This window comes from Mycobacterium sp. Soil_C_30, assembly GCF_057656995.1.
The window spans coordinates 7588-28765 of record NZ_JBDGJH010000040.1; the positions used below are offsets into that span (position 1 = coordinate 7588).

At 66.8% G+C, this 21178-nt stretch carries 19 protein-coding genes; 10 read left to right on the top strand and 9 right to left on the bottom strand.

What is annotated here, in order from left to right:
- Positions 1 to 227 precede the first annotated feature (227 nt).
- The 3 genes from AC3A6P_RS35685 to AC3A6P_RS35695 all read right to left on the bottom strand — a co-directional run bounded on the left by AC3A6P_RS35685 (position 228) and on the right by AC3A6P_RS35695 (position 3492).
- Positions 228 to 1529, bottom strand: coding sequence for a lytic transglycosylase domain-containing protein (locus tag AC3A6P_RS35685; RefSeq protein ID WP_487697340.1), 1302 nt, complete (start codon positions 1527 to 1529; stop codon positions 228 to 230).
- A gap of 95 nt (positions 1530 to 1624) precedes the next feature.
- Positions 1625 to 2209 (bottom strand): DUF1003 domain-containing protein, encoded by a 585-nt coding sequence (locus AC3A6P_RS35690; protein WP_487697342.1) that lies wholly within the window; start codon positions 2207 to 2209, stop codon positions 1625 to 1627.
- Positions 2206 to 3492, bottom strand: a complete 1287-nt coding sequence (locus tag AC3A6P_RS35695; protein WP_487697344.1) for a magnesium transporter MgtE N-terminal domain-containing protein — start codon at positions 3490 to 3492, stop codon at positions 2206 to 2208. The genes AC3A6P_RS35690 and AC3A6P_RS35695 overlap by 4 nt, the downstream gene beginning before the upstream one ends.
- Positions 3493 to 3517: 25 nt before the next feature.
- Here AC3A6P_RS35695 and AC3A6P_RS35700 point away from each other — a divergent pair, with 25 nt between their 5' ends.
- A complete protein-coding gene (locus AC3A6P_RS35700; RefSeq protein WP_487697346.1) occupies positions 3518 to 4474 on the top strand; it encodes an HpcH/HpaI aldolase/citrate lyase family protein in 957 nt (318 codons plus the stop codon).
- Positions 4475 to 4594: 120 nt separating this feature from the next.
- Here AC3A6P_RS35700 and AC3A6P_RS35705 read toward each other — a convergent pair whose 3' ends face one another.
- The gene (locus tag AC3A6P_RS35705; RefSeq protein WP_487697348.1) at positions 4595 to 5197 is read right to left on the bottom strand and encodes a DUF4190 domain-containing protein; all 603 of its coding nucleotides are present in this window, start codon (positions 5195 to 5197) and stop codon (positions 4595 to 4597) included.
- Positions 5198 to 5216: 19 nt separating this feature from the next.
- Entirely contained in the window at positions 5217 to 5741 is a 525-nt protein-coding gene (locus AC3A6P_RS35710; protein WP_487697350.1) for a DUF4190 domain-containing protein, read from the bottom strand.
- A gap of 161 nt (positions 5742 to 5902) precedes the next feature.
- Between AC3A6P_RS35710 and AC3A6P_RS35715 the strand changes: the two genes are divergently transcribed.
- From AC3A6P_RS35715 to AC3A6P_RS35740, 6 genes are all read left to right on the top strand, one after another.
- Positions 5903 to 6427 carry a YflT domain-containing protein gene (locus AC3A6P_RS35715; protein WP_487697351.1) on the top strand — a complete coding sequence of 175 codons (525 nt, stop codon included), beginning with the start codon at positions 5903 to 5905 and terminating at the stop codon, positions 6425 to 6427.
- Positions 6428 to 6696: 269 nt separating this feature from the next.
- A complete protein-coding gene (locus AC3A6P_RS35720) occupies positions 6697 to 8004 on the top strand; it encodes an ABC transporter substrate-binding protein (RefSeq protein WP_487697353.1) in 1308 nt (435 codons plus the stop codon).
- Entirely contained in the window at positions 8001 to 8915 is a 915-nt protein-coding gene (locus tag AC3A6P_RS35725) for a carbohydrate ABC transporter permease (RefSeq protein ID WP_487697354.1), read from the top strand. The genes AC3A6P_RS35720 and AC3A6P_RS35725 overlap by 4 nt, the downstream gene beginning before the upstream one ends.
- A 4-nt stretch (positions 8916 to 8919) precedes the next feature.
- A complete protein-coding gene (locus AC3A6P_RS35730) occupies positions 8920 to 9744 on the top strand; it encodes a carbohydrate ABC transporter permease (RefSeq protein ID WP_487697376.1) in 825 nt (274 codons plus the stop codon).
- Positions 9745 to 9748: 4 nt separating this feature from the next.
- A complete protein-coding gene (locus AC3A6P_RS35735; protein WP_487697356.1) occupies positions 9749 to 10936 on the top strand; it encodes an ABC transporter ATP-binding protein in 1188 nt (395 codons plus the stop codon).
- Positions 10933 to 11514 carry a suppressor of fused domain protein gene (locus AC3A6P_RS35740; protein ID WP_487697358.1) on the top strand — a complete coding sequence of 194 codons (582 nt, stop codon included), beginning with the start codon at positions 10933 to 10935 and terminating at the stop codon, positions 11512 to 11514. The genes AC3A6P_RS35735 and AC3A6P_RS35740 overlap by 4 nt, the downstream gene beginning before the upstream one ends.
- Positions 11515 to 11543: 29 nt before the next feature.
- Here the strand turns inward: AC3A6P_RS35740 and corA are convergent, their stop codons facing one another.
- On the bottom strand, positions 11544 to 12638 hold the full coding sequence (corA, locus tag AC3A6P_RS35745; RefSeq protein ID WP_487697359.1) for a magnesium/cobalt transporter CorA: 1095 nt from the start codon (positions 12636 to 12638) through the stop codon (positions 11544 to 11546).
- 118 nt (positions 12639 to 12756) lie between these two features.
- Here corA and AC3A6P_RS35750 point away from each other — a divergent pair, with 118 nt between their 5' ends.
- Both AC3A6P_RS35750 and AC3A6P_RS35755 read left to right on the top strand, forming a co-directional pair.
- A complete protein-coding gene (locus tag AC3A6P_RS35750; protein WP_487697361.1) occupies positions 12757 to 13932 on the top strand; it encodes an NAD(P)-dependent malic enzyme in 1176 nt (391 codons plus the stop codon).
- A complete protein-coding gene (locus AC3A6P_RS35755) occupies positions 13916 to 14770 on the top strand; it encodes a glycine betaine ABC transporter substrate-binding protein (protein WP_487697362.1) in 855 nt (284 codons plus the stop codon). Before AC3A6P_RS35750 ends, AC3A6P_RS35755 begins: the two co-directional genes overlap by 17 nt.
- Before the next feature lie 65 nt (positions 14771 to 14835).
- Here AC3A6P_RS35755 and AC3A6P_RS35760 read toward each other — a convergent pair whose 3' ends face one another.
- Positions 14836 to 15666 (bottom strand): SDR family NAD(P)-dependent oxidoreductase, encoded by an 831-nt coding sequence (locus tag AC3A6P_RS35760; RefSeq protein WP_487697364.1) that lies wholly within the window; start codon positions 15664 to 15666, stop codon positions 14836 to 14838.
- Positions 15667 to 15778: 112 nt separating this feature from the next.
- Between AC3A6P_RS35760 and AC3A6P_RS35765 the strand changes: the two genes are divergently transcribed.
- Complete coding sequence (locus tag AC3A6P_RS35765) at positions 15779 to 16144, top strand: DUF732 domain-containing protein (RefSeq protein WP_487697365.1); 366 nt, start codon at positions 15779 to 15781, stop codon at positions 16142 to 16144.
- Positions 16145 to 16255: 111 nt separating this feature from the next.
- On the opposite strand, the gene AC3A6P_RS35770 is transcribed toward AC3A6P_RS35765, so the two are convergent.
- Positions 16256 to 20023, bottom strand: coding sequence for a multifunctional oxoglutarate decarboxylase/oxoglutarate dehydrogenase thiamine pyrophosphate-binding subunit/dihydrolipoyllysine-residue succinyltransferase subunit (locus AC3A6P_RS35770; RefSeq protein ID WP_487697367.1), 3768 nt, complete (start codon positions 20021 to 20023; stop codon positions 16256 to 16258).
- Positions 20024 to 20278: 255 nt separating this feature from the next.
- A complete protein-coding gene (locus AC3A6P_RS35775) occupies positions 20279 to 21040 on the bottom strand; it encodes a hypothetical protein (RefSeq protein ID WP_487697369.1) in 762 nt (253 codons plus the stop codon).
- Positions 21041 to 21178: the final 138 nt, after the last annotated feature.

Sequence of the window (21178 nt, forward strand, 5' to 3'; positions counted from 1 at the left end):
GGTACGAGCCCGGTGAAGGGCCCCGCCTGGGGATGGGGCGGGGTCGAGCCGGGCGAGGTACGAGCCCGGTGAAGGGCCCCGCCTGGGGATGGGGCGGGGTCGAGCCGGGCGAGGTACGAGCCCGGTGAAGGGCCCCGCCTGGGGATGGGGCGGGGTCGAGCCGGGCGAGGTACGAGCCCGGTGTGCCCGTCGTAAACGCACACGCGTCAGGGGAATCCGCGCGCGCGTCAGGCGGCGGGACCGGGCAGCGGGCCCGTTGGCGTCGGGCCCACCGGTGCCGGAGCCGGTGGCGGAGGCGGCGGCGCGAACAGGTTCGCCCACGGCGGGGCCGGCGGCGGCAGCGGTGCGGGTGCCGCGGGCGGCGGCACCAGGGGTGCCGCAGGCGCCGGACCGGGCAGGCCCGGCAGACCGGCTGGGGCAAGCGAAGGCGCTGCCGGGGCATTGGTGATGCAGAAGATCACGCACGGACCCGACACCGGGGTGCCGGCGTCGGCCGGCCCCGGTGGCACCGGCAGCCGGTTGGCGACATCGGTCTGGTTCAGGTTCACCAGCGACAGCTGCGCCAGCGGATCGCTTGCGGGAAGGCCGGCCGCGGTCATCGGCAGATCGGGGCCGATCCCGGTGCGGCCGTTCAGGTGGGCGGCGACGAGCTCGGGCACGGATCCGGTGATCGGCGGCAGGTTCACCGGCTCCACACCGGTGGCGTAGGACGCCGCCCAGCCCAGCACGTTGCGGGCGTAGGCCACCGAATTGTTGTAGCGCAGAACAGAACTCATGACTTGTGCGGGATCGCGCAGGTTCAGCCCGCCGCTGCACAGGTACCGGGCGGCGGCCAGTGCCGAGTCGTAGAGGTTCTGCGGATCGGACTTGCCGTCACCGTCGCCGTCGGACGCGTACCGCGACCACGTACCGGGCAGGAACTGCATGGGACCCATGGCACGCGCGTAGGTCGTCCGGCCGGCCTGATTGCTCTGGATGATGATCTCGTTGCCGGGCAGCGTGCCGTCGAGGGTGGGACCGTAGATGGGTCGCACCGCGGTGCCGCGGGCGTCCGTCGCACCCCCATTGGCATGCGCCGACTCGATCCGGCCGATACCGGCCAGCAGGTTCCAGCTGACACCGCAGTTGGGCAGCGCTTTGGCCATCGTCACTTCGGCGTTGCGGTAGGCCGACAGCGCCATCGAGGGAATCCGCAGCGAACCGGGCGCGGAAACGATCGTCGGTGGCGGCGGAGCCGAACTGGTCGAGGCCGCGACGTGGAAGCGTGGCGGCGGCCTCTTGACCGAGACCACCACCGGGCCAGACATATCGGGAACCGCAGGGGCTACAGCCGCCAGCGGGGTGACGGCCTCCTCCCGCACCGGATGCAGCGAAGGCCCGGCGGCGCCCACAGTGGCGGCGAGCATCAGCGGGGTGAGCACCACCGCGGTGACAACCGGTGCCTTCGGGGCACCAGAAGCCTTACGGCGGACAGACTTCAGCGCACCCGCGAGAACCTGGTGTGCATCCAAGCCTCCCCTGATGCGCACTAGACCGTCCTAGGAATGTGTTGCGGCAGCTCGCCGGTGTAACCGTGTGAACCCAGTCACCATACATATTCCTGTGACGGCTGTGGCGACAATGGTCACGCTTGGTTCGAGGGGTCCAGGGAGGGCCCCAGTGCCGGTTTCTGCCGGGCCTGTTTCTTGGCCTTGCGCTCCTGGCGTTCAGCCTTCGACAACGCCTGCCTCTCGGGCTGCAGCGCCTCGATCATTTCGCGTAGTTCGTCGAGTTCGCGGCGCAGGTAATCGCGGGTGGCGACCTCGCCGACGGCCAGGCGCAGCGCGGCGAGTTCGCGCGCCAGAAACTCGGTGTCGGCCTTGGTCTGCTGGGCCCGGCGCCGGTCCTCTTCCAGTGCCACCCGGTCGCGATTCTCCTGCCGGTTCTGTGCCAGCAGGATCAGCGGCGCCGCGTACGCGGCCTGCGTCGAGAACGCCAGGTTCAGCAGGATGAACGGGTACGGGTCCCACTGCCAGGCGAACGCACCCATGTTCAGCAGGATCCAGACGATCACGACGATCGTCTGGATGGCCAGGTATCGGCCGGTCCCCAGGAACCGCGCGATGGATTCGCTGACCCGTGCTGCAGCCTCGACGTCGATCCGCGGTGTGAACCGCCGCCGCGAGACCCGGGGAGTGCCAAGCCGGTCGCGACTGGAGGTATCGCTCACGAGGCCGAGTCCAGTTCGGGTTCGTCAGGACGTTCGCGCCAGTCGTGCGGAAGCAGGTGATCCAGCACGTCGTCGACGGTGACCGCGCCGAGCAGGTGGCTCTCGTCGTCGACCACCGGCCCGCACACCAGGTTGTAGGCGGCGAAATACCGGGTCACCCCTGCGAGGGACGTATCCGGGACCAGGCTGGGCAGATCCTTGTCGATCATGCCGCTCACCAGCGCCGCCGGCGGCTCGCGTAACAGGCGCTGTAGGTGCACGCAGCCAAGGTAGCGGCCGGTCGGGGTGGCGGTAGGCGGCCGCACCACGAACACCAGCGACGACAGGGCAGGAGTCAGATCAGGATCGCGCACCCGGGCCAGGGCCTCGGCGACCGTGGTGTCCGGTGCCAGCACCACCGGTTCCGAGGTCATCAGACCGCCGGCGGTGTCGGGGGAGTGCTGCAGCAGGCGTCGCACCGGGTCGGAATCCTCCGGATCCATCCGGGCCAGCAGCATCTCCGCGTCCCCGGGGTTCAGCACGCCGAGCAGGTCGGCCGCGTCGTCGGGATCCATGGCCTCCAGGACGTCGGCGGCGCGTTCGGTGCCCAACTGCAGCAACAGCTGGGTCTGATCGTCTTCGGGGAGCTCCTGCAGGACGTCGGCCAAGCGTTCGTCGTCGAGGGCGTTGACCACTTCGTTGCGGCGTTTGGACGGCAGCTCGCGGAGCGCGTCGGCGACCTCGATCGGACGTTGGCCCTCGAACTGGTGCAGCAGCTGGGCCACATCCTGGCCGGGCATGGCCAAGGCCGAGGGGGTGAGCCCGTGCACGTTCTGCCAGTCGACGATGTGCACCGTGGTGCGACGCCCCAGCCGGCGGTGGTTGCGGACGGCCACCCGCGTCACCATCCAGTCCCGCGACCGGACCGGTTCGATACCCAGATCGATCACCACCACGTCCACCGCCTGCAGCTCGGGCAGTTCGGGATCGTTGACCCGTACCCGGGTGTCGAGCACCTGGCCCAGCACCAGCACCTCGCCGGGTCGTTGTGCGAAGCGGCGCAGTGAGAGGTTGGCGGTATTGAGGGTGACGGCCTGTGGCTCGATGGCGGTGACGCGGAGAATCGGAACGAAAATCCTTCGGCGCGAGAGCAATTCGACGACGAGGCCGAGCACCCTCGGTTGTTGCCGGACGATGCTGATGCTGATCACCACGTCACGCACCCGACCCAGCGATTCGCCGTCGGGACCGAGGACGGCCAAGCCCGCGAGACGAGCTGCGAACACCCTGTTGACCGACGCCATAACTACAAAGGGTAGGAGTGAAAGCGTGAATAGCGCGTATCGACCCCGCAGAACGTGTTTGTCCGTGCCCGGCAGCAGCCGCAAGATGATCGACAAGGCCAAGAGCCTGCCCGCCGACGAGGTGTTCCTCGACCTCGAGGATGCGGTGGCGCCCGAGGCCAAACAGGCCGCCCGTCCGGTGGTGGCGGCCGCCCTGGCCGAACCCGGGTGGGGCAACCAGTTGCGTGGTGTGCGGGTCAACGACTGGACCACCCCGTGGACGCACGCCGACGTCATCGAGGTGGTGGCAGGCGCCAAGGAAGCCCTGGACGTCATCGTGCTGCCGAAGGTCACCGAGGTGGCGCACGTGTCGGCGCTGGATCTGCTGCTCACCCAGCTCGAGCACACCCACGGGCTGGAGATCGGCCGTATCGGTATCGATGCCCAGATCGAGGACGCGCGCGGGTTGACCCAGATCAACGCGATCGCAGCGCACCCGCGGGTGCACGCGTTGGTGCTGGGTCCCGCCGACCTGATGGCAAGCCTGAACATGCGCACGCTGGTGGTCGGTGAACAGCCCGAAGGGTACGACGTCGGCGACGCGTATCACCACGTGCTGATGTCGATCCTGGTCGCCGCGCGCGCTCACGGGATCGCCGCCGTCGACGGTCCGTATCTGAAGGTCCGCGACGTCGAGGCGTTCCGGAAGGTGGCGGGCCGGTCAGCCGCGCTGGGTTACGACGGCAAATGGGTGCTGCATCCGGATCAGATCGCGGCGGGCAATGAGATCTTCAGCCCTCGTCAACAGGACTACGACCACGCGGAGCTGATCCTGGAGGCTTACGAGTGGCACACCTCGCGGGCCGGCGGCGCCAGGGGAGCGGTGATGCTCGGCGACGAGATGATCGACGAAGCCAGTCGCAAGATGGCGCTGGTGATCGCGGGGAAGGGCCGGGCCGCCGGAATGCAGCGGCAGGCCGACCCGTTCGTCCCACCGAGCTAGTGGCTGTAGCTCGGCCCGCTGTCCCCGGGCTCCTCCGTCGCCCGGCTCGGCGACCGAGCTGGTGGCTGTAGCTCGGCCCGCTGTCCCCGGGCTCCTCCGTCGCCCGGCTCGGCGACCGAGCTAGTACGTCCCGTAGCTGGAACTGTTCGCCGCGACAATGACGATGAACACGATGTACAGGATGCCGAACACCACCACGGCACTGCCGATGATCAGACCTGCCAGCGCCATGCCGTAGCCGTCCTGGCCGGTCTGCTTGGTCTCCCGCATCGCGATGATGCCCAGGATGATTCCGGCGATCGACGGCAGCCCGCACAGCAACAGACCGCCGACGGCGGTGACCAACGCGGCGATCGCCTTGCCGTTGGTGCCCGGGGGCTTGTGCTGGCCGTAGGGGTCGTACGGGTGGTAGCCCGGGTACGGCGGATAACCAGCTGGCGCGCCGGGGTAGGCCGCCGGGTACGGCGGCGGGTACGGCGGGGGATAACCGCCCGACGGCGCGGGATAACCGCCCGACGGCGGGGCATACCCGCCCGACGGCGGGGGGTAATCGCCCGGGGGTACAGGCGGTGGATAGGCCGGCGGCGGGGCGCCGTAGCCCGGGCCCGGATAGTTGGCCGGGTAGTCCACCGGCGCATACGGGTCGGCGGACGGCGCCGAGTCCTCGAGCGGCGGGTACTCCGACCCGCGCGACTGTGGTTCCGGGTTGCCCGGGTTGGTCATATGGTCCCTGCTTCCAGCGTCATCGCAGCGCGAAGATGGTCCAGATCAACGTGACGATGAGCATCGCCACGCCGACCACAATGCCAGCCACGGCGATCCCATAGCCCTCCTGCCGGGTCTCCTTGATCTGACTCAGTGCCACGAGCCCGAGCACGATTCCGACGATGGAGAGGATTCCGCCGCAGAACGGCACGATCCCGAGCACCGAGGTCACCAGCGAAGCGATCGCCATGGTGTTGGTGGTGGTTTGCTGCGGCGGGGCATAGCCGTAGCCGTACTGGTCCGGGCCGGGGAAACCCGACGGGTAGGGCGGACCGTATCCATGTCCGGGTGGGGGGCCGTACTGCGGGGGCTGGGCCGAGAAGTCCGGGTACCCGGACGGGGGCGACTGCGCGGCGTCGTGAACCGGTGACCCGGGGGCCGCAGGAGGCTCGTGTGCCGGGGATGGCTGCTGGGCCCGTGGTGTCTCCTCAGGGCCGGACGGCGGGTCCTCTCCCATCTGCTCACGCGGCTTGTCGCCGGAGTTTCCGCCGGACAGAGTCATGCTTTCAACCTAGCGTATGCGCTGGTCGAGCGGCAGGATCGACAGGTGCGGGCACCAAAGTCCGTGCTGGGGCGTTGACGGTGAAAGGCAAGGACTTCGGGAGTGACGGTGATGTGGGAAACACTGGCCGAAGCGGTGCTCTTAGAGGAGGATGACGAGCTATGACCAGTCCGTTCCAACCGGGGCAGGCGTCCGGCGCAGCGGCAGGCGGCGCGCGGGGACGGCGCGCGCCCGTGGGCCTGCCGACGCCCCCGAAGGGTTGGCCCATCGGGTCCTACCCGACGTACGCGGAGGCGCAGAAGGCCGTCGACCACCTGTCGGACAACGAATTCCCGGTGGAGCAGGTGACCATCGTGGGCGTCGACCTGATGCAGGTGGAGCGGGTCACCGGTCGGCTGAGTTGGCCCAAGGTCCTGGGCGGCGGTGTGCTGACCGGCGCTTGGCTGGGCATCTTCATCGGTTTGGTGCTCGGCTTCTTCAGCCCCAACCCGTGGGCGTCGTTGTTGACCGGTTTGATCGCCGGCGTCTTCTTCGGCTTGATCACCTCGGCGATCCCGTATGCGATGGCGCGGGGTACAAGGGATTTCAGCTCCACGATGCAGCTCGTGGCAGGCCGCTACGATGTGTTGTGCGACCCGCAGAACGCCGAACGGGCCCGCGACATGTTGGCCCGCCTCACCCTCTGACCGTTCGCTGAGGCCGGTGCCCAGCCGTTGATTCGCGGCTGATTAGCTGGTCAGGATTGCGACGCGCGCACTGACAGTGTTGCATCTCACGGTCTTGTCGCTCTACGGTTCTCGCGCGGGACAAGCCCGCCACGAAGCCGGAAGGCGGTGTTCAGCCGTTGGTCGCACCTGGTCGTGTCACGGTTGTCCGGCGGTTCGGCGCTGCCGCCTTGGCGGCTCTCACCTCGGCTTCGCTGGTGTCAGCGTGTAGTTCGGGTCCGGGGGGCCTGGTGGTCAGTTTCTACACGCCGGCGAGCGAGATGGCGACGTTCACCGCGGTTTCCGAGCGTTGCAACGAGCAACTCGGGGGCAAGTTCACCATCCAGCAGATCAGTTTGCCCAAGGGCGCCGACGACCAACGCCTGCAGCTGGCTCGCCGCTTGACCGGTAACGACCGGACGCTCGACGTCATGGCGCTGGATGTCGTGTGGACGGCGGAGTTCGCCGAAGCGGGCTGGGCCGTACCCCTTTCGGAGGATCCGGCGGGCGCGGCAGTCCCGGATGTGACCGGCACCACACTGCCGGGTCCGCAGGAGACCGCGACATGGAACGATCAGCTCTACGCCGCGCCGGTGACGACGAACACCCAATTGCTCTGGTACCGCGCTGATTTGATGCCTGAGCCGCCGACGACGTGGGACGCGATGGTGGCCGAGGCCACCAGGCTGCACTCCGAAGGCAAACCGAGCTGGATTGCGCTGCAAGCCAAGCAGTACGAAGGCTTGGTGGTGTGGTTCAACACCCTGCTGGAAAGCGCAGGCGGACAGGTCCTCTCCGACGACGGCAAGACCGTCACACTCACCGATACCCCCGAGCACCGGGCCGCGACGGTCAAGGCGTTGTCCATCATGAAGGCGGTGGCCACCGCTCCCGGTGCGGATCCGTCGATCACCCAGACCGACGAGGGCACCGCCCGCCTCGCGCTGGAGCAGGGCAACGCCGCGTTGGAGGTCAACTGGCCGTTCGTGCTTCCGTCGATGCTGGAGAACGCCATCAAAGGCGGGGTGTCCTTCCTGCCGCTGAACGAACGTCCCGATCTGCAGAGCGCCATCAACGAAGCGGGCTCCTTCTCCCCGGACGACGCGCAGTTCGCCGCGGCGTACGAGACGAGCCAGGAAGTCTTCGGGTTCGCGAAGTATCCGGCGGTGAACGAGGGCGAGCAGGCCCGGGTGACGCTGGGCGGGCTGAACCTGGCCGTCGCCAGTACCAGTCAGCACAAGGCCGAAGCCTTCGAGGCGATCCGGTGTATCCGCAGCGAGGAGAACCAGAAGCTCACCTCCATCGAAGGCGGTCTGCCCGCGGTACGCACCTCGCTCTACGACGATCCGCAGTTCCAGGCGAAGTACCCGCAGTACGCGATCATTCGCGAACAGCTGACCAACGCCGCCGTACGGCCGGCGACTCCGGTGTACCAGTCGGTGTCCACCCGGATGTCGGCCACCTTGGCGCCGATCAGCGACATCGACCCCGAGAGCATGGCCGACGAGCTCGCCGAACAGGTGCAGAAAGCGATCGACGGTAAGGGGCTCATTCCGTGACCGCGGCAGTCTCCGAACGCAAGCAGACTTTGTCCGATGACAAGAAATCCGAACGCCGACTTGCCTTTCTGCTGATCGCTCCGGCGGTCATCCTCATGGTGGCCGTCACGGGGTACCCGATCGTGTACGCGGTCTGGCTGAGCCTGCAGCGCTACAACCTGGCCACCCCGAACGACGTCGAGTTCGTCGGCCTCGAGAACTACATCACCGTTCTCTCCGACGGTTACTGGTGGGCGGCATTCGCGGTCACCTTGGCCATCACCGTCATCTCCGTCACGATCGAGTTCGTCCTCGGTATGGCGCTGGCGCTGGTGATGCACCGGACGATCTTCGGAAAAGGCCTGGTGCGCACCGCCATCCTGATCCCGTACGGCATCGTCACGGTGGCCGCCTCCTACAGCTGGTACTACGCCTGGACCCCAGGCACCGGCTATCTGGCCAACCTGCTGCCCACCGGTTCGGCCCCGCTGACCGAACAGATCCCGTCACTGGCCATCGTGGTTCTGGCCGAGGTGTGGAAGACGACACCCTTCATGGCGCTGCTGCTGCTGGCTGGATTGGCGCTGGTACCAGACGATCTGCTCAAGGCCGCTCAGATGGACGGGGCAGGTGCCTGGCAGCGGCTGACGAAGATCATCCTGCCGATGATCAAGCCCGCCATCCTGGTGGCGTTGCTGTTCCGCACACTGGATGCGTTCCGCATCTTCGACAACATCTACGTCCTGACGGCGGGATCCAACAACACCGCATCGGTGTCCATCTTGGGCTACAACAACCTCTTCAAGGGTTTCAGCCTGGGCCTGGGGTCGGCGATCAGCGTGCTGGTGTTCCTCTGCGTCGCACTGATCGCGTTCATCTTCATCAAACTCTTCGGGGCCGCGGCACCGGGATCGGACGCTGATCGTGTCTGAACAAGTGAATACGCGCCGGGCCACGGCGTGGATCGTGATCGACGTGTTGGTGGTGCTGTACGCACTGTTCCCGGTGCTGTGGATCCTGTCGCTGTCACTCAAGCCGACCTCGAGTGTCAAGGACGGCAAGCTGATTCCGTCGGAGATCACCTTCGACAACTACAAGGCGATCTTCCGTGGAGATGCTTTCAACTCGGCGCTGATCAACTCGATCGGTATCGGACTGATCACCACGGTGATCGCCGTCGTGATCGGGGCCATGGCGGCCTATGCCATCGCGAGGTTGACCTTCCCCGGCAAGAAACTCTTGGTCGGTGTCGCCCTGCTGATCGCGATGTTCCCGCAGATCTCCTTGGTGACACCGCTGTTCAACATCGAACGGCAGCTGGGGCTGTTCGACACCTGGCCCGGCCTCATCATCCCGTACATCACCTTCGCGCTGCCGCTGGCCATCTACACGTTGTCGGCGTTCTTCAAAGAGATCCCCTGGGACTTGGAGAAGGCCGCCAAGATGGACGGTGCCACCCCGGGTCAGGCGTTCCGTAAGGTGATCGCGCCGCTGGCCGCACCCGGTATCGTCACCGCTGCCATCCTTGTGTTCATCTTCGCGTGGAACGACCTGCTGCTGGCTCTGTCGCTGACCGCCACCAAGGCCGCGATCACCGCACCGGTGGCCATCGCGAACTTCACGGGCAGTTCACAATTCGAGGAACCCACCGGCTCCATCGCGGCGGGCGCCATCGTGATCACCATCCCGATCATCATCTTTGTTCTCATCTTCCAGCGTCGGATCGTCGCTGGATTGACCTCCGGCGCGGTGAAGGGGTAGCGCGATGGCAGAGATCGTGTTGCAGAACGTCAACAAGAGTTACCCCGACGGCAACGGTCAACGGCAGGCGGTGAAGGACTTCTCGATCTCCATCGCCGACGGCGAGTTCATCATCCTGGTCGGACCGTCGGGCTGCGGTAAGTCGACCACGCTGAACATGATTGCGGGCCTGGAGGACATCACCTCCGGCGACCTGCTCATCGACGGCTCCCGTGTCAACGACAAGGCGCCCAAGGACCGCGACATCGCGATGGTGTTCCAGTCGTACGCCTTGTACCCGCACATGACGGTGCGCGAGAACATCGCCTTCCCTCTCACCATCGCCGGCGTCCCGAAAGCGGAAATCACCAAGAAGGTGGAGGACACCGCCAAGATCCTCGACCTCGGTGAGTTCCTGGACCGGCGGCCGTCGCAGTTGTCGGGTGGGCAGCGGCAGCGAGTTGCCATGGGCCGCGCCATTGTTCGCAGTCCCAAGGCGTTCCTGATGGACGAGCCGCTGTCCAATCTCGACGCCAAGCTGCGGGTGCAGATGCGGGGTGAGATCGCGCGGCTGCAGCAGCGATTGGGTACCACCACCATCTACGTCACCCACGACCAGACCGAGGCCATGACGCTGGGGGACCGGGTGGTGGTCATGCGCGGCGGGGTCGCCCAGCAGATCGGCACGCCGACCGAGTTGTACGAGCGGCCGGCCAACTTGTTCGTCGCCGGCTTCATCGGGTCGCCGGCCATGAACTTCTTCCCCGCCACGTTGACCGACATCGGCGTCAAACTGCCCTTCGGCGAGGTGACGCTCACCCAGGACGCCTACGACGTGCTGGTCAAACATCCGGCGGCCAAGAATCTGATCGCCGGTATCCGCCCCGAGCATCTCGAGGACGCGGCGCTGTTGGACGGCTACGCCAGAATCCGCGCACTGACGTTCCCGGTCCAGGTCGACCTGGTGGAGTCGCTTGGCCCCGACAAGTACCTGTACTTCACCACCTCGGGATCCGGTGCCCGGGCCGAGCAACTCGCCGAACTGGCGGCCGAATCCGGCGCGGCGGAAAACGAATTCGTCGCACGCGTGTCCACCGAGTCGAAGGCCGGCAAGGGGCAGGACGTCGAGTTGGCGTTCGACACCTCGAAACTGGTCCTCTTCGATGCTGATTCGGGTGCCAATCTCAGCGTGCCGCCCGCCGGAGAGCAGTGACGCAGGTTCTGACCGAGGTCCGCGCACACCTGCGCGGACATTTTGTCGCGGCCGGTATCGACCGGGAACCCGATGCGGCCAGTGTGACGTTCCTGGGCGTCGAACGCATCGAGGTGCTGCGCTTCGGCCCCGACCGCGACGGCGTGGTCCATTACGTGTCCCTGGGATGCTCACGGCATCCGATGGGGGATCCGGCGCAGCTGGCCACCGACCCGCTGCACGGTCCGCGCGCCGAAGTGGTTGTCAGCCTGCGTGATTCAGCGCCGACGCCGGGTATCGCCCGGGCCGTCGCCCTACTGGCCGCCACTCCGGCCGTCGACGGGGTGGTGCTGCAGCCGGACGCGCTGATCGACCTGGGCGCGACGCTGTGGGAAGGGGCCCGGGTGAGCGCGGTGGTGCTCGGAGCCGCCGATATCCCGGACCTGCCCCTGGACGCTCCGCGGGATCCGGTGCGCTTCTTGTCGGCCATCCCGATCTCGGCCAACGAAGCGGCGTGGGTGCGGCTCAAGGGTATCGAGGAGTTGCGGCGTACCTGGGAACAGGACGGCGTCGATGTACGTGACCCCGCGCGGCTCTAGCTTTCCCGAGGTGCGTGAGAGCACGGTTCCTACAGCCAGTTGTTGCGGCGGAAGGTCCGGTACAACAGCGTGCAGATGGTGAACATCACCAGCAGGACAGCGGGATAGCCCCACGTCCACTGCAATTCGGGCATGTGCTCGAAGTTCATGCCGTAGATGCCGGCGATCATCGTCGGCACGGCGGCGATGGCCACCCACGCCGAGATCTTGCGCATGTCGGTGTTCTGCTGCATCGACACCTTCGCCTGCGCGGCCTGCACCAGTGAACTCAACATCTCGTCGTAGCTGGTGATCTGGTCGGCGGCCTGCGTCTGGTGGTCCATGACGTCGCGGAAATAGCGCAGGATCTCCTTGGAGATCAGGTCCTTGTGCTCCGTGAGCAGCCGCTGCAGTGCCACCGTCAGGGGGCTCACGGCGCGCCGGAGCTCGACCACTTCGCGCTTGAGCAGATAGATCTGCGCGATGTCGGTGTTGCGGGTGGAGAAGGCGTCTTCCTCGATGGCGTCGATATCGCACTCCATCAGCTGGGTGACGTCCCGGTAGCTGTCCACCACGTGGTCGGCGATGGCATGCATCACCGAGTAGGGCCCCAGCGCGAGGTGACTCTGCTCGGCTTCCATCGCCTTGCGTACCCCGGCCAGACCCGTGTGGTCGCCGTGGCGCACGGTGACCACGAAATCGGGCCCGACGAACACCATGATCTCCCCGGTCTCGACGATCTCGCGGGCCGCTTGCACCGAATCGTGGGCCACGTAGTTGACGGTCTTGAGCACCATGAACAAGGTGTCGTCGTAGCGCTCGAGCTTGGGGCGCTGATGCGCATGCACGGCATCTTCGACGGCAAGGGGATGCAGGTGGAAGACATCGGCGACGGCTTGCATCTGATGCTCGTCGGGTTCGTGCAGGCCGATCCAGACGAAGGACTTGTGATCGGAGAACTCGATCTCGCGGACCTTGTCCAGCGCCGCACCGTGGGTGTATTTGCCCGGCAGGCGTGCACCGTCGACGTAGATGCCGCAGTCCACCATGGCCCGCGCGACGGGGACGTGGATGCGTTTGGCGTCAATCGCTTCGGGTTCGGTGTGGTCGCGGCGAACTTGCGGACGTGCGCGAAACGTCGGCATGGTGCCTCCCCTGGTTGGTGGTCCGCGCGCATGGTACGCCCGGCACCTGAACGTGAGCCGTCCTCACGAGCAGGGAACCGCCCCCGGTGAGGTTGTGAGGTGAAGTAACGTGACCCGCGTGGCTGAATCAGGGAACCCCCGCCTCGTCATCGACGACGAGGAGATCTTCAAGGCGCACGAGGGCGGCAAGCTCTCCGTGGAGCTCAAGTCGCCGCTGGACACCCAGCGCGCCCTTTCCATTGCCTACACCCCGGGCGTAGCCCAGGTCAGTCGCGCGATCGCCGCCGATGCCACCTTGGCCCAGCGCTACACCTGGGCCAACCGGTTGGTGGCGGTGGTCAGCGACGGCAGCGCGGTGCTGGGCCTCGGCGATATCGGCGCGGCCGCGTCGCTGCCGGTGATGGAAGGCAAGAGCGCGCTGTTCAAGACGTTCGCCGGGTTGGATTCAATCCCTATCGTGCTGGACACCAAGGATCCCGACGAGATCGTCGAGACGCTGGTGCGGCTGCGGCCCACGTTCGGTGCGGTGAATCTGGAGGACATCTCGGCGCCGCGCTGCTTCGAGATCGAGCGTCGGGTCATCGAGGCTCTGGACTGCCCGGTGATGCACGACGATCAGCACGGCACCGCGATCGTGGTGCTGGCCGCCCTGCACGGCGCGGCCAAGGTGCTCAACCGGGACATGCACACGCTGCGGGTGGTGATCTCCGGTGCCGGAGCCGCCGGGGTGGCGTGCACCAACATCCTGCTGGCCAAGGGGATCACTGACATCACGGTGCTCGACTCCAAGGGGATCGTGCACACCGGCCGCGACGACCTCAACACGTTCAAAGCCGACCTGGCCACTCGTACCAATCCCGCCGGCCGCACCGGTGGCATCGCCGAGGCGCTCGACGGGGCCGACATGTTCCTGGGCCTGTCCGCCGGCGTCGTCCCCGAGGACATCATCGCCACCATGGCACCCAGCGGTATCGTGTTCGCGCTGTCGAACCCGGACCCGGAGATCCACCCCGACGCCGCCAAGAAGTACGCGGCCGTGGTGGCCACCGGGCGAAGCGACTTCGCCAACCAGATCAACAACGTGCTGGCGTTCCCCGGTGTGTTCCGCGGGGCGCTGGACGCTGGTGCCCGTCGCATCACCGAGCGCATGAAAGTGGCTGCGGCCGAAGCGATCTTCTCGGTGGTCGGCGACGACCTGACTCCGGAGTACATCGTGCCCAGCCCGCTGGACCCCCGGGTGAGTCCGGCGGTGGCGGCGGCAGTTGCAGCGGCGGTCGATGAGGCGCACCGCTAGCCTGCGCCGGTTCGCGCTCGCCTTGGCGGTGGCGGCGCTGACGGCCTGCGGCGCCCAGTCCTCATCGCCGGCGTCGATGGCGGTGGGCGCAGGGCCGAGCCCGGATTCAGAGCTGCTGGCCAACCTGTACGCCGCGGCTCTACGTTCCTACGGCACGCCGGCACATGTCGAGGTGACGCCGGATCCGTTGGCGGGTTTGGATTCCGGCTCCTTGACCGTCGTTCCGGGTTTCACCGGAACGCTGCTCGACCTGTTCGCTCCCGGCATGACCGCGCGTTCCGACGACGAGGTGTACGACGAGATGGTCGGAACCCTGCCGGAGGGCGTGGCGGCAGGTGACTACACCACCGCGGCCGAGGACAAGCCGGCGGTGGCGGTGACCGAGCGAACAGCCACGGCGTGGGGGGACAGTGACCTTGCCGCACTTGTGGAGCATTGCGACGAGGTCGCTGCGGGCGCCGTTCGTGGTTACTCGCCGCCGAGTGAGCTGGGTCGCTGCGATATGCCGAAGCCTCGCGAATTCCCCAGTGATTCAGCACTTTTCGACGCGCTACAGTCCGGTGAGATCAACGTTGCCTGGACGTCGACCGCGGACCCGGAGGTGCCCGGCGACGTCGTGGTGCTCGCCGATCACAAGCCGGTGCTGATCAAGGCCGAGAATGCCGTGCCGCTGTACCGGCGAAACGAACTGACCGCACGGCAGGTGCTAGCCGTCAACGAGGTGGCCGGCGTGCTGGACACCGCTGCCCTCAAGCAGATGCGCGCCGACGTCGCCGGCGGCGCCGACCCCAGACAGGTGGCCGAGGCCTGGCTGGCCGACAACCCGATCGGCCGCTAGCGACGACTGGCGAGCGCGCGTGTCTGTACGGCGACACTCCGTGTCGGGCGTACGAACCCGCGCGCTCAGTGCACGCCGGGCAGGGTCTTGGACACCGCGCCCAGGAACAACCGCTGGTAACCCGAGCCCGTCAGCCGCACGATCACGTCGAGCACCTTGGCGTCGGCGCCGACGAGCACCCGCGCCTTCTTCTTGCGCACCGCCTCGAGGATGATCTTGGCCGCCCGCTCAGGGGTGGTGCTGGCGAGCTTCTTGTCGAAGACCGCAGCCAGTTCCTTGGGGTCCAGCCCTTCGGCGGCCGTCGCGTTGCGGGCGATCGCGGTCTTGATGCCGCCGGGGTGCACCGCCGTGACCGCGACCGGCCGCTTCTTGGCCAGCATCTCCTGGCGCAGCGATTCGGTGAACCCGCGGACAGCGAATTTGGCTGCGTTGTACGCGGATTGGCCGGGTACCGCGAAGATGCCGAACAGGCTCGAGACGTTGATGACGTGGCCGTCACCGGACTCGATGAGGTGCGGCAGAAACGCCTTGGTGCCGTTGACGACACCCCAGAAATCGACGTCGATCACCCGCTCGATGTCTTTGAACTGGCTGACCTCGACATCGCCGGTGAACGCGATCCCCGCGTTGTTGTAGATCTGGTTGACCTTGCCGAAGTGGGCTTTGACGGCATCGGCGTACAGCAGGAAGGCTTCGCGCTCGGTGACGTCGAGCCGGTCTGCCTTGACCGGCGCGCCGATCGCCTTGAGTCGCTCCTCGGTGACCGCAAGGCCTTCGGTGTCGACGTCGCTGATGGCGAGCTGCGCCCCGCGACGGCCCAGTTCGATGGCGAGCGCCTGACCGATACCCGATCCGGCGCCGGTGACGACGGCGACTTTCCCGGCAAAGCCCTCCATACCCACACTCCCTCGTGTCGTGCCGCTATTTGACTTGTGTTGAGTTTAGTCGGTACCGCGGGTATCGCTACCGCCGGGTAACGGCCGGGTCGGACGGGCCGATGGTCATGGCATGAAGTTCTCGCGTATCGCCACTGCTGCACTGTCGGCCGGCCTGCTGGCCGGCGCCGCCATCGTGGCCCCGCCGGCGCAGGCAGATCCCGGCGACGCTTTCCTGGCCGCCATCACGAATGCCGGCATCACCGGCCTGGATCCGGCCACCGCCGTGTCCGTCGGACAACAGGTGTGCCCCATGCTCGCCGAGCCGGGCCAGCAGATGGCCAACGTCGCTGCCGACGTCTCGGATGCGATCGGCCGCCCACTGGGTCCGGCCACCATGTTCACCGGCCTGGCCATCTCGCTGTTCTGCCCCGGGGCCGTCGCCGCCGTCGGTGACCGGATCGCCAATCCCGTGATCCTGCCGATGCTGGGGTTCTAGACGAAAACGGTTCTAGCCAAAACGGTTCTACCCAGAAACGACGAGCGCGCGGGTTTGTGCGTCCGACACGGAGTGTCGCCGTACAAACCCGCGCGCTCGCGCTGAAGTGAACTAGCCGAAGGCCTCGTCCAGGATCTCCTGCTGCTCGACGGCGTGCACCTTCGACGAGCCCGACGACGGCGCCGACATGGCCCGCCGCGAGACCCGCTTGATACCGGCCAGCTTCTCCGGCAGCAGCTCCGGCAGCGCCAGGCCGAACGTCGGCCAGGCACCCTGGTTGGCCGGCTCCTCCTGCACCCAGTAGAACTGCTTGGCGTTCGGGTAGGCGTCCAGCGTGCGACCCAGACGACGCGGCGGCAGCGGGTAGAGCTGCTCGATGCGCACGATCGCGATGTCCTCGCGCTTGTCCTTGGCCTTCTTCGCGGCCAGGTCGTAGTACAGCTTGCCGCTGCACAGCAGGATCCGCTGCACCTTTGACCGGTCGCCGTCGCCGTCGGTGTAGAGCGGCTCCTCCATCACCGACTGGAACTTGGCCTCGGTGAACTCCTTGATATCGCTGACCGCGGCCTTGTTGCGCAGCATCGACTTCGGGGTGAAGACGATCAACGGGCGGTGGATCCCGTCCAGCGAATGCCGACGCAGCAGGTGGAAGTAGTTGGCCGGTGTCGACGGCTGAGCCACCGTCATCGACCCTTCCGCGCACAGCTGCAGGAACCGCTCGATGCGGCCCGAGGTGTGGTCCGGACCCTGGCCCTCGTGACCGTGCGGCAGCAGCAGCACCACGTCGGAGAGCTGACCCCACTTGGCTTCGCCCGAGCTGATGAACTCGTCGATGATGGGCTGCGCGCCGTTGACGAAATCGCCGAACTGCGCCTCCCACAGCACCAACGCATCCGGGTTGCCCACGGAGTAGCCGTACTCGAAGCCCACGGCCGCGAATTCCGACAGCGCCGAGTCGTATACCAAGAACTTGCCGCCGGTGGGCTCGCCGTCCTCACCGAGGGCCAGCAGCTGCAGCGGAGTGAACTCCTCGCCCGTCTTGCGGTCGATGATCACCGAGTGCCGCTGGGTGAAGGTGCCGCGGCGGGAGTCCTGGCCGGACAACCGGATCAGCTTGCCCTCGCTCACCAGGGTGCCGAGTGCCAGCAGCTCACCGAACGCCCAGTCGACCTTGCCCTCGTAGGCCATCTCACGGCGCTTCTCCAGCACCGGCTTGACGCGCGGATGCACCGAGAAGCCCTCGGGGATCGCCAGATGCGCGTCGCCGATCTTGGCCAGCAGGGACTTGTCCACCGCGGTGGTAAGGCCCTTGGCCGGCAGCTGCTCCGATTCGACGGACTCACTGGGCTCGACGTCGTGCTTCTCGAGTTCGCGCACTTCGTTGAAGACCCGCTCCAGCTGACCCTGGTAGTCCCGCAGGGCGTCTTCGGCTTCCTTCATCGAGATGTCGCCACGGCCGATCAGCGCTTCGGTGTAGGTCTTGCGGACACCGCGCTTGTGATCGATCACGTCGTACATCGCCGGCTGCGTCATCGACGGGTCGTCGCCCTCGTTGTGCCCGCGGCGGCGGTAGCACAGCATGTCGATCACGACGTCCTTCTTGAACTTCTGCCGGAAGTCCACGGCCAGCTTGGCCACCCACACGCAGGCCTCGGGATCGTCGCCGTTGACGTGGAAGATCGGCGCGCCGATCATCTTCGCCACGTCGGTGCAGTATTCGCTGGAGCGCGAATTCTCCGGCGAGGTGGTGAAGCCGACCTGGTTGTTCACGATCATGTGGATGGTGCCGCCGGTGCGGTACCCGCGCAGCAGCGCCAGGTTCAGCGTCTCGGCCACCACACCCTGACCGGCGAACGCCGCGTCGCCGTGCAGCATCAGCGGAACGACGCTGAACCCCTCGTCGCCGTCACCCTTGTCCAGCAGGTCCTGCTTGGCGCGCACCAAACCCTCGAGCACCGGGTCGACGGCTTCCAGATGCGACGGGTTGGCCGTCAGCGACACCTCGATGTCGTTGTCGCCGAACATCTGGATGTAGGTGCCGGAGGCGCCCAGGTGGTACTTCACGTCGCCGGAGCCGTGCGCCTGCGACGGGTTCAGGTTGCCCTCGAACTCGCTGAAGATCTGCGCGTACGGCTTGCCGACGATGTTGGCCAGCACGTTGAGCCGGCCGCGGTGCGGCATACCGATGACCACCTCGTCGAGGCCGTGCTCGGCGCACTGGTCGATCGCGGCGTCCATCATCGGGATGATGGTCTCGGCGCCTTCCAGCGAGAAGCGTTTCTGCCCGACGTACTTGGTCTGCAGGAACGTCTCGAACGCCTCGGCCGCATTGAGTCGCGACAGGATGTACTTCTGCTGCGCCACGGTGGGCTTGTCGTGCTTGACCTCGATGCGGTCCTGCAGCCACTTCTGCTGCTCGGGCTCGAGGATGTGGGTGTACTCCACACCGATGTGGCGGCAGTACGCGTCACGCAGCACCGAGAGCACGTCGCGCAGCTTCTTGTAGTCGGCACCGGCGAACCCGTCGACCTTGAACTCGCGGTCCAGATCCCACAGCGTCAGGCCATGGCTGAGGACGTCGAGGTCCGGGTGGCTGCGGAAGCGGGTCTTGTCCAGCCGCAGCGGGTCGGTATCGGCCATCAGGTGGCCGCGGTTGCGGTAGGCGGCGATCAGCTCGATGACGCGGGCGTTCTTGTCGGCGATCGAATCCGGGTTGTCGGTGCGCCAGCGCACGGGCTCGTACGGGATGCCCAGTTCGAAGAAGATCTCGTCGTAGAACTCGTCGTCGAGCAGCAGCCGGTGCACGGTCCGCAGGAAGTCGCCGGACTCCGCACCCTGGATGATGCGGTGGTCGTAGGTCGACGTCAGCGTGATCAACTTGCCCATGCCGAGCTCGGCGATCCGCTGCTCACTGGCGCCCTGGAACTCGGCCGGGTACTCCATGGCGCCGGCGCCGATGATCGCACCCTGGCCGGACATCAGCCGCGGCACCGAGTGCACCGTGCCCAAGGTGCCGGGGTTGGTCAGCGAGATCGTCACACCGCTGAAGTCCTCGGCGGTGAGCTTGCCGTCGCGGGCGCGGCGCACGATGTCCTCGTAGGCGGCGATGAACTGCCCGAACTTCATGGCTTCGCAGCCCTTGATGGCCGCGACCACTAGCGAGCGGCTGCCGTTCTTGCCCTGCAGGTCGATGGCCAGGCCCAGGTTGGTGTGCGCAGGCGTGACGGCGTTGGGCTTGCCGTCGATCTCGGCGAAATGCCGGTTCATGTTCGGGAAGCTCTTGACGGCCTGCACGATCGCATACCCCAGTAGGTGGGTGAAGCTGATCTTGCCGCCGCGGGTGCGCTTGAGGTGGTTGTTGATGACGACGCGGTTGTCGATCATCAGCTTGGCCGGGATGGCCCGCACGCTGGTGGCGGTGGGCACCTCCAGCGAGGCGTTCATGTTCTTGACGACGGCCGCGGCGGCACCGCGGAGCACCTGCTTCTCGTCGGCGGGCGCGGAGGTGTCTTTTGTTTCCGAGGCGGAACCGGACTTCTTCTTCTCGGCGGGCGCAGAGGTGGTGGGCTGCGCGGTGGGCGCCGACGCTCCATTGCTGGTGGGCGGAGTCTTGGCGGGCGGGGCCTGCTTGACCGGTGGCGGCGCGGGCTTCGGCTCGGGAGGCGATACCGGCGTGGCAGCGCGGCCGTTGGCGGGCGCCTCAGCCTTGGCGGGCGCCGGCTCGCTCGAGGCGGGGGTGTCACTCAGCGGTTCGGGGTTGTAGTCGACCAGGAATTCGTGCCAACTCGGGTCGACCGAGGAGGGGTCGTCGCGGAACTTCTGGTACATCTCCTCGACCAACCATTCGTTCTGCCCGAATGGTGAACTTGTACTGCTCACAGCAGCTGCTCGCCTCGATTCAGTGCTCTTTGTTCTTCTGTGTTCCGTTTTTCCGGGCAAGCTGTCTGCGGTGGCTGCTTGCCGCATGGTCATCACCGTGCCGGAACCGTTCAATGTCAAACCGACGTTCCAGCGCGACGACGGGCGTGTTGCGCCGCACTAAAGGCTATCGCGTGTGTCGCAGGTCAGACCATGCCCGCAGGGGAGACGTTATGCACAGTTTCGGTTTGCGACACCCGAGACGCTCGAAGCGCCTCAGCTGCGGTGGTCTGCGGGCGGCAGAACACGCAATGCGCCCGGCCAACGACCCGGGGCCGGGCCGAACGCTTTACGGGCATTGTTGACGATCTTCTTGCCCATCAGCCGGTTGCCGCCGCCGCCGATCACAGCGCCGATACCGACCGGCAACATCTTGCCGAACGCCAATGCGCCACGTTTGAGCGCATAACGTTTGACGAAGTACTTCAGCAGCCGCGAATTGAGCTGCGAGACCGCAGGCAACGGCAGCGATGCCGCGCCCTCGGTCAGCCAGGCCCCGCTGGTACGGCCGGGGCCCAGCAGATCGGAGAGCGCCCCTTTGCTCTCTTCGCCGACGAGAACCGACAAGACCAGGGCGCGCCGGCGCTCGCGATGCTCGGCGGGGATGCCGTGGACCTCGGCGACAGCCAACACGAAAACCGCGGTGGCCTCCAGGAACACCACCGTTTCGCCCGCGACCGCCGACATCGCGACCAGGGTGCCGACCCCGGGGAAGGCGGCCGCCGAGCCGACGGCAGCGCCACTGGCCATCACCGCCGCCAGATAGTGCTTCTCCAGTTTGGTGACGATCTCGGCCGGAGTGGCGTTGGGGCTCGCGTCGCGGAGCCGTCCGACGTACGCGCGAATGGCGGGACCCTGCACGCGGGAGCCGGTTTCGATGAGGTGACTGAGCACCTTGGCTGCGGTGCCCGCATCCTCGTCGACCGTGGCGGGCACAGTGCCGGGGGCCGATCGGGCCTTGGACCGTCCGATGTTCATCGAGCCTCCCCTGAGAGTTCCCTTGTCCAGGCTAGCGAAAGTCCAACGAACGGCGGTCGGGCGCAGTGCCCGCCAGTGAGTCCGGTCACTGTTCGAGGCCCCGGGAAGAATTCATTGACTACCGATGCTGTTCTGAAG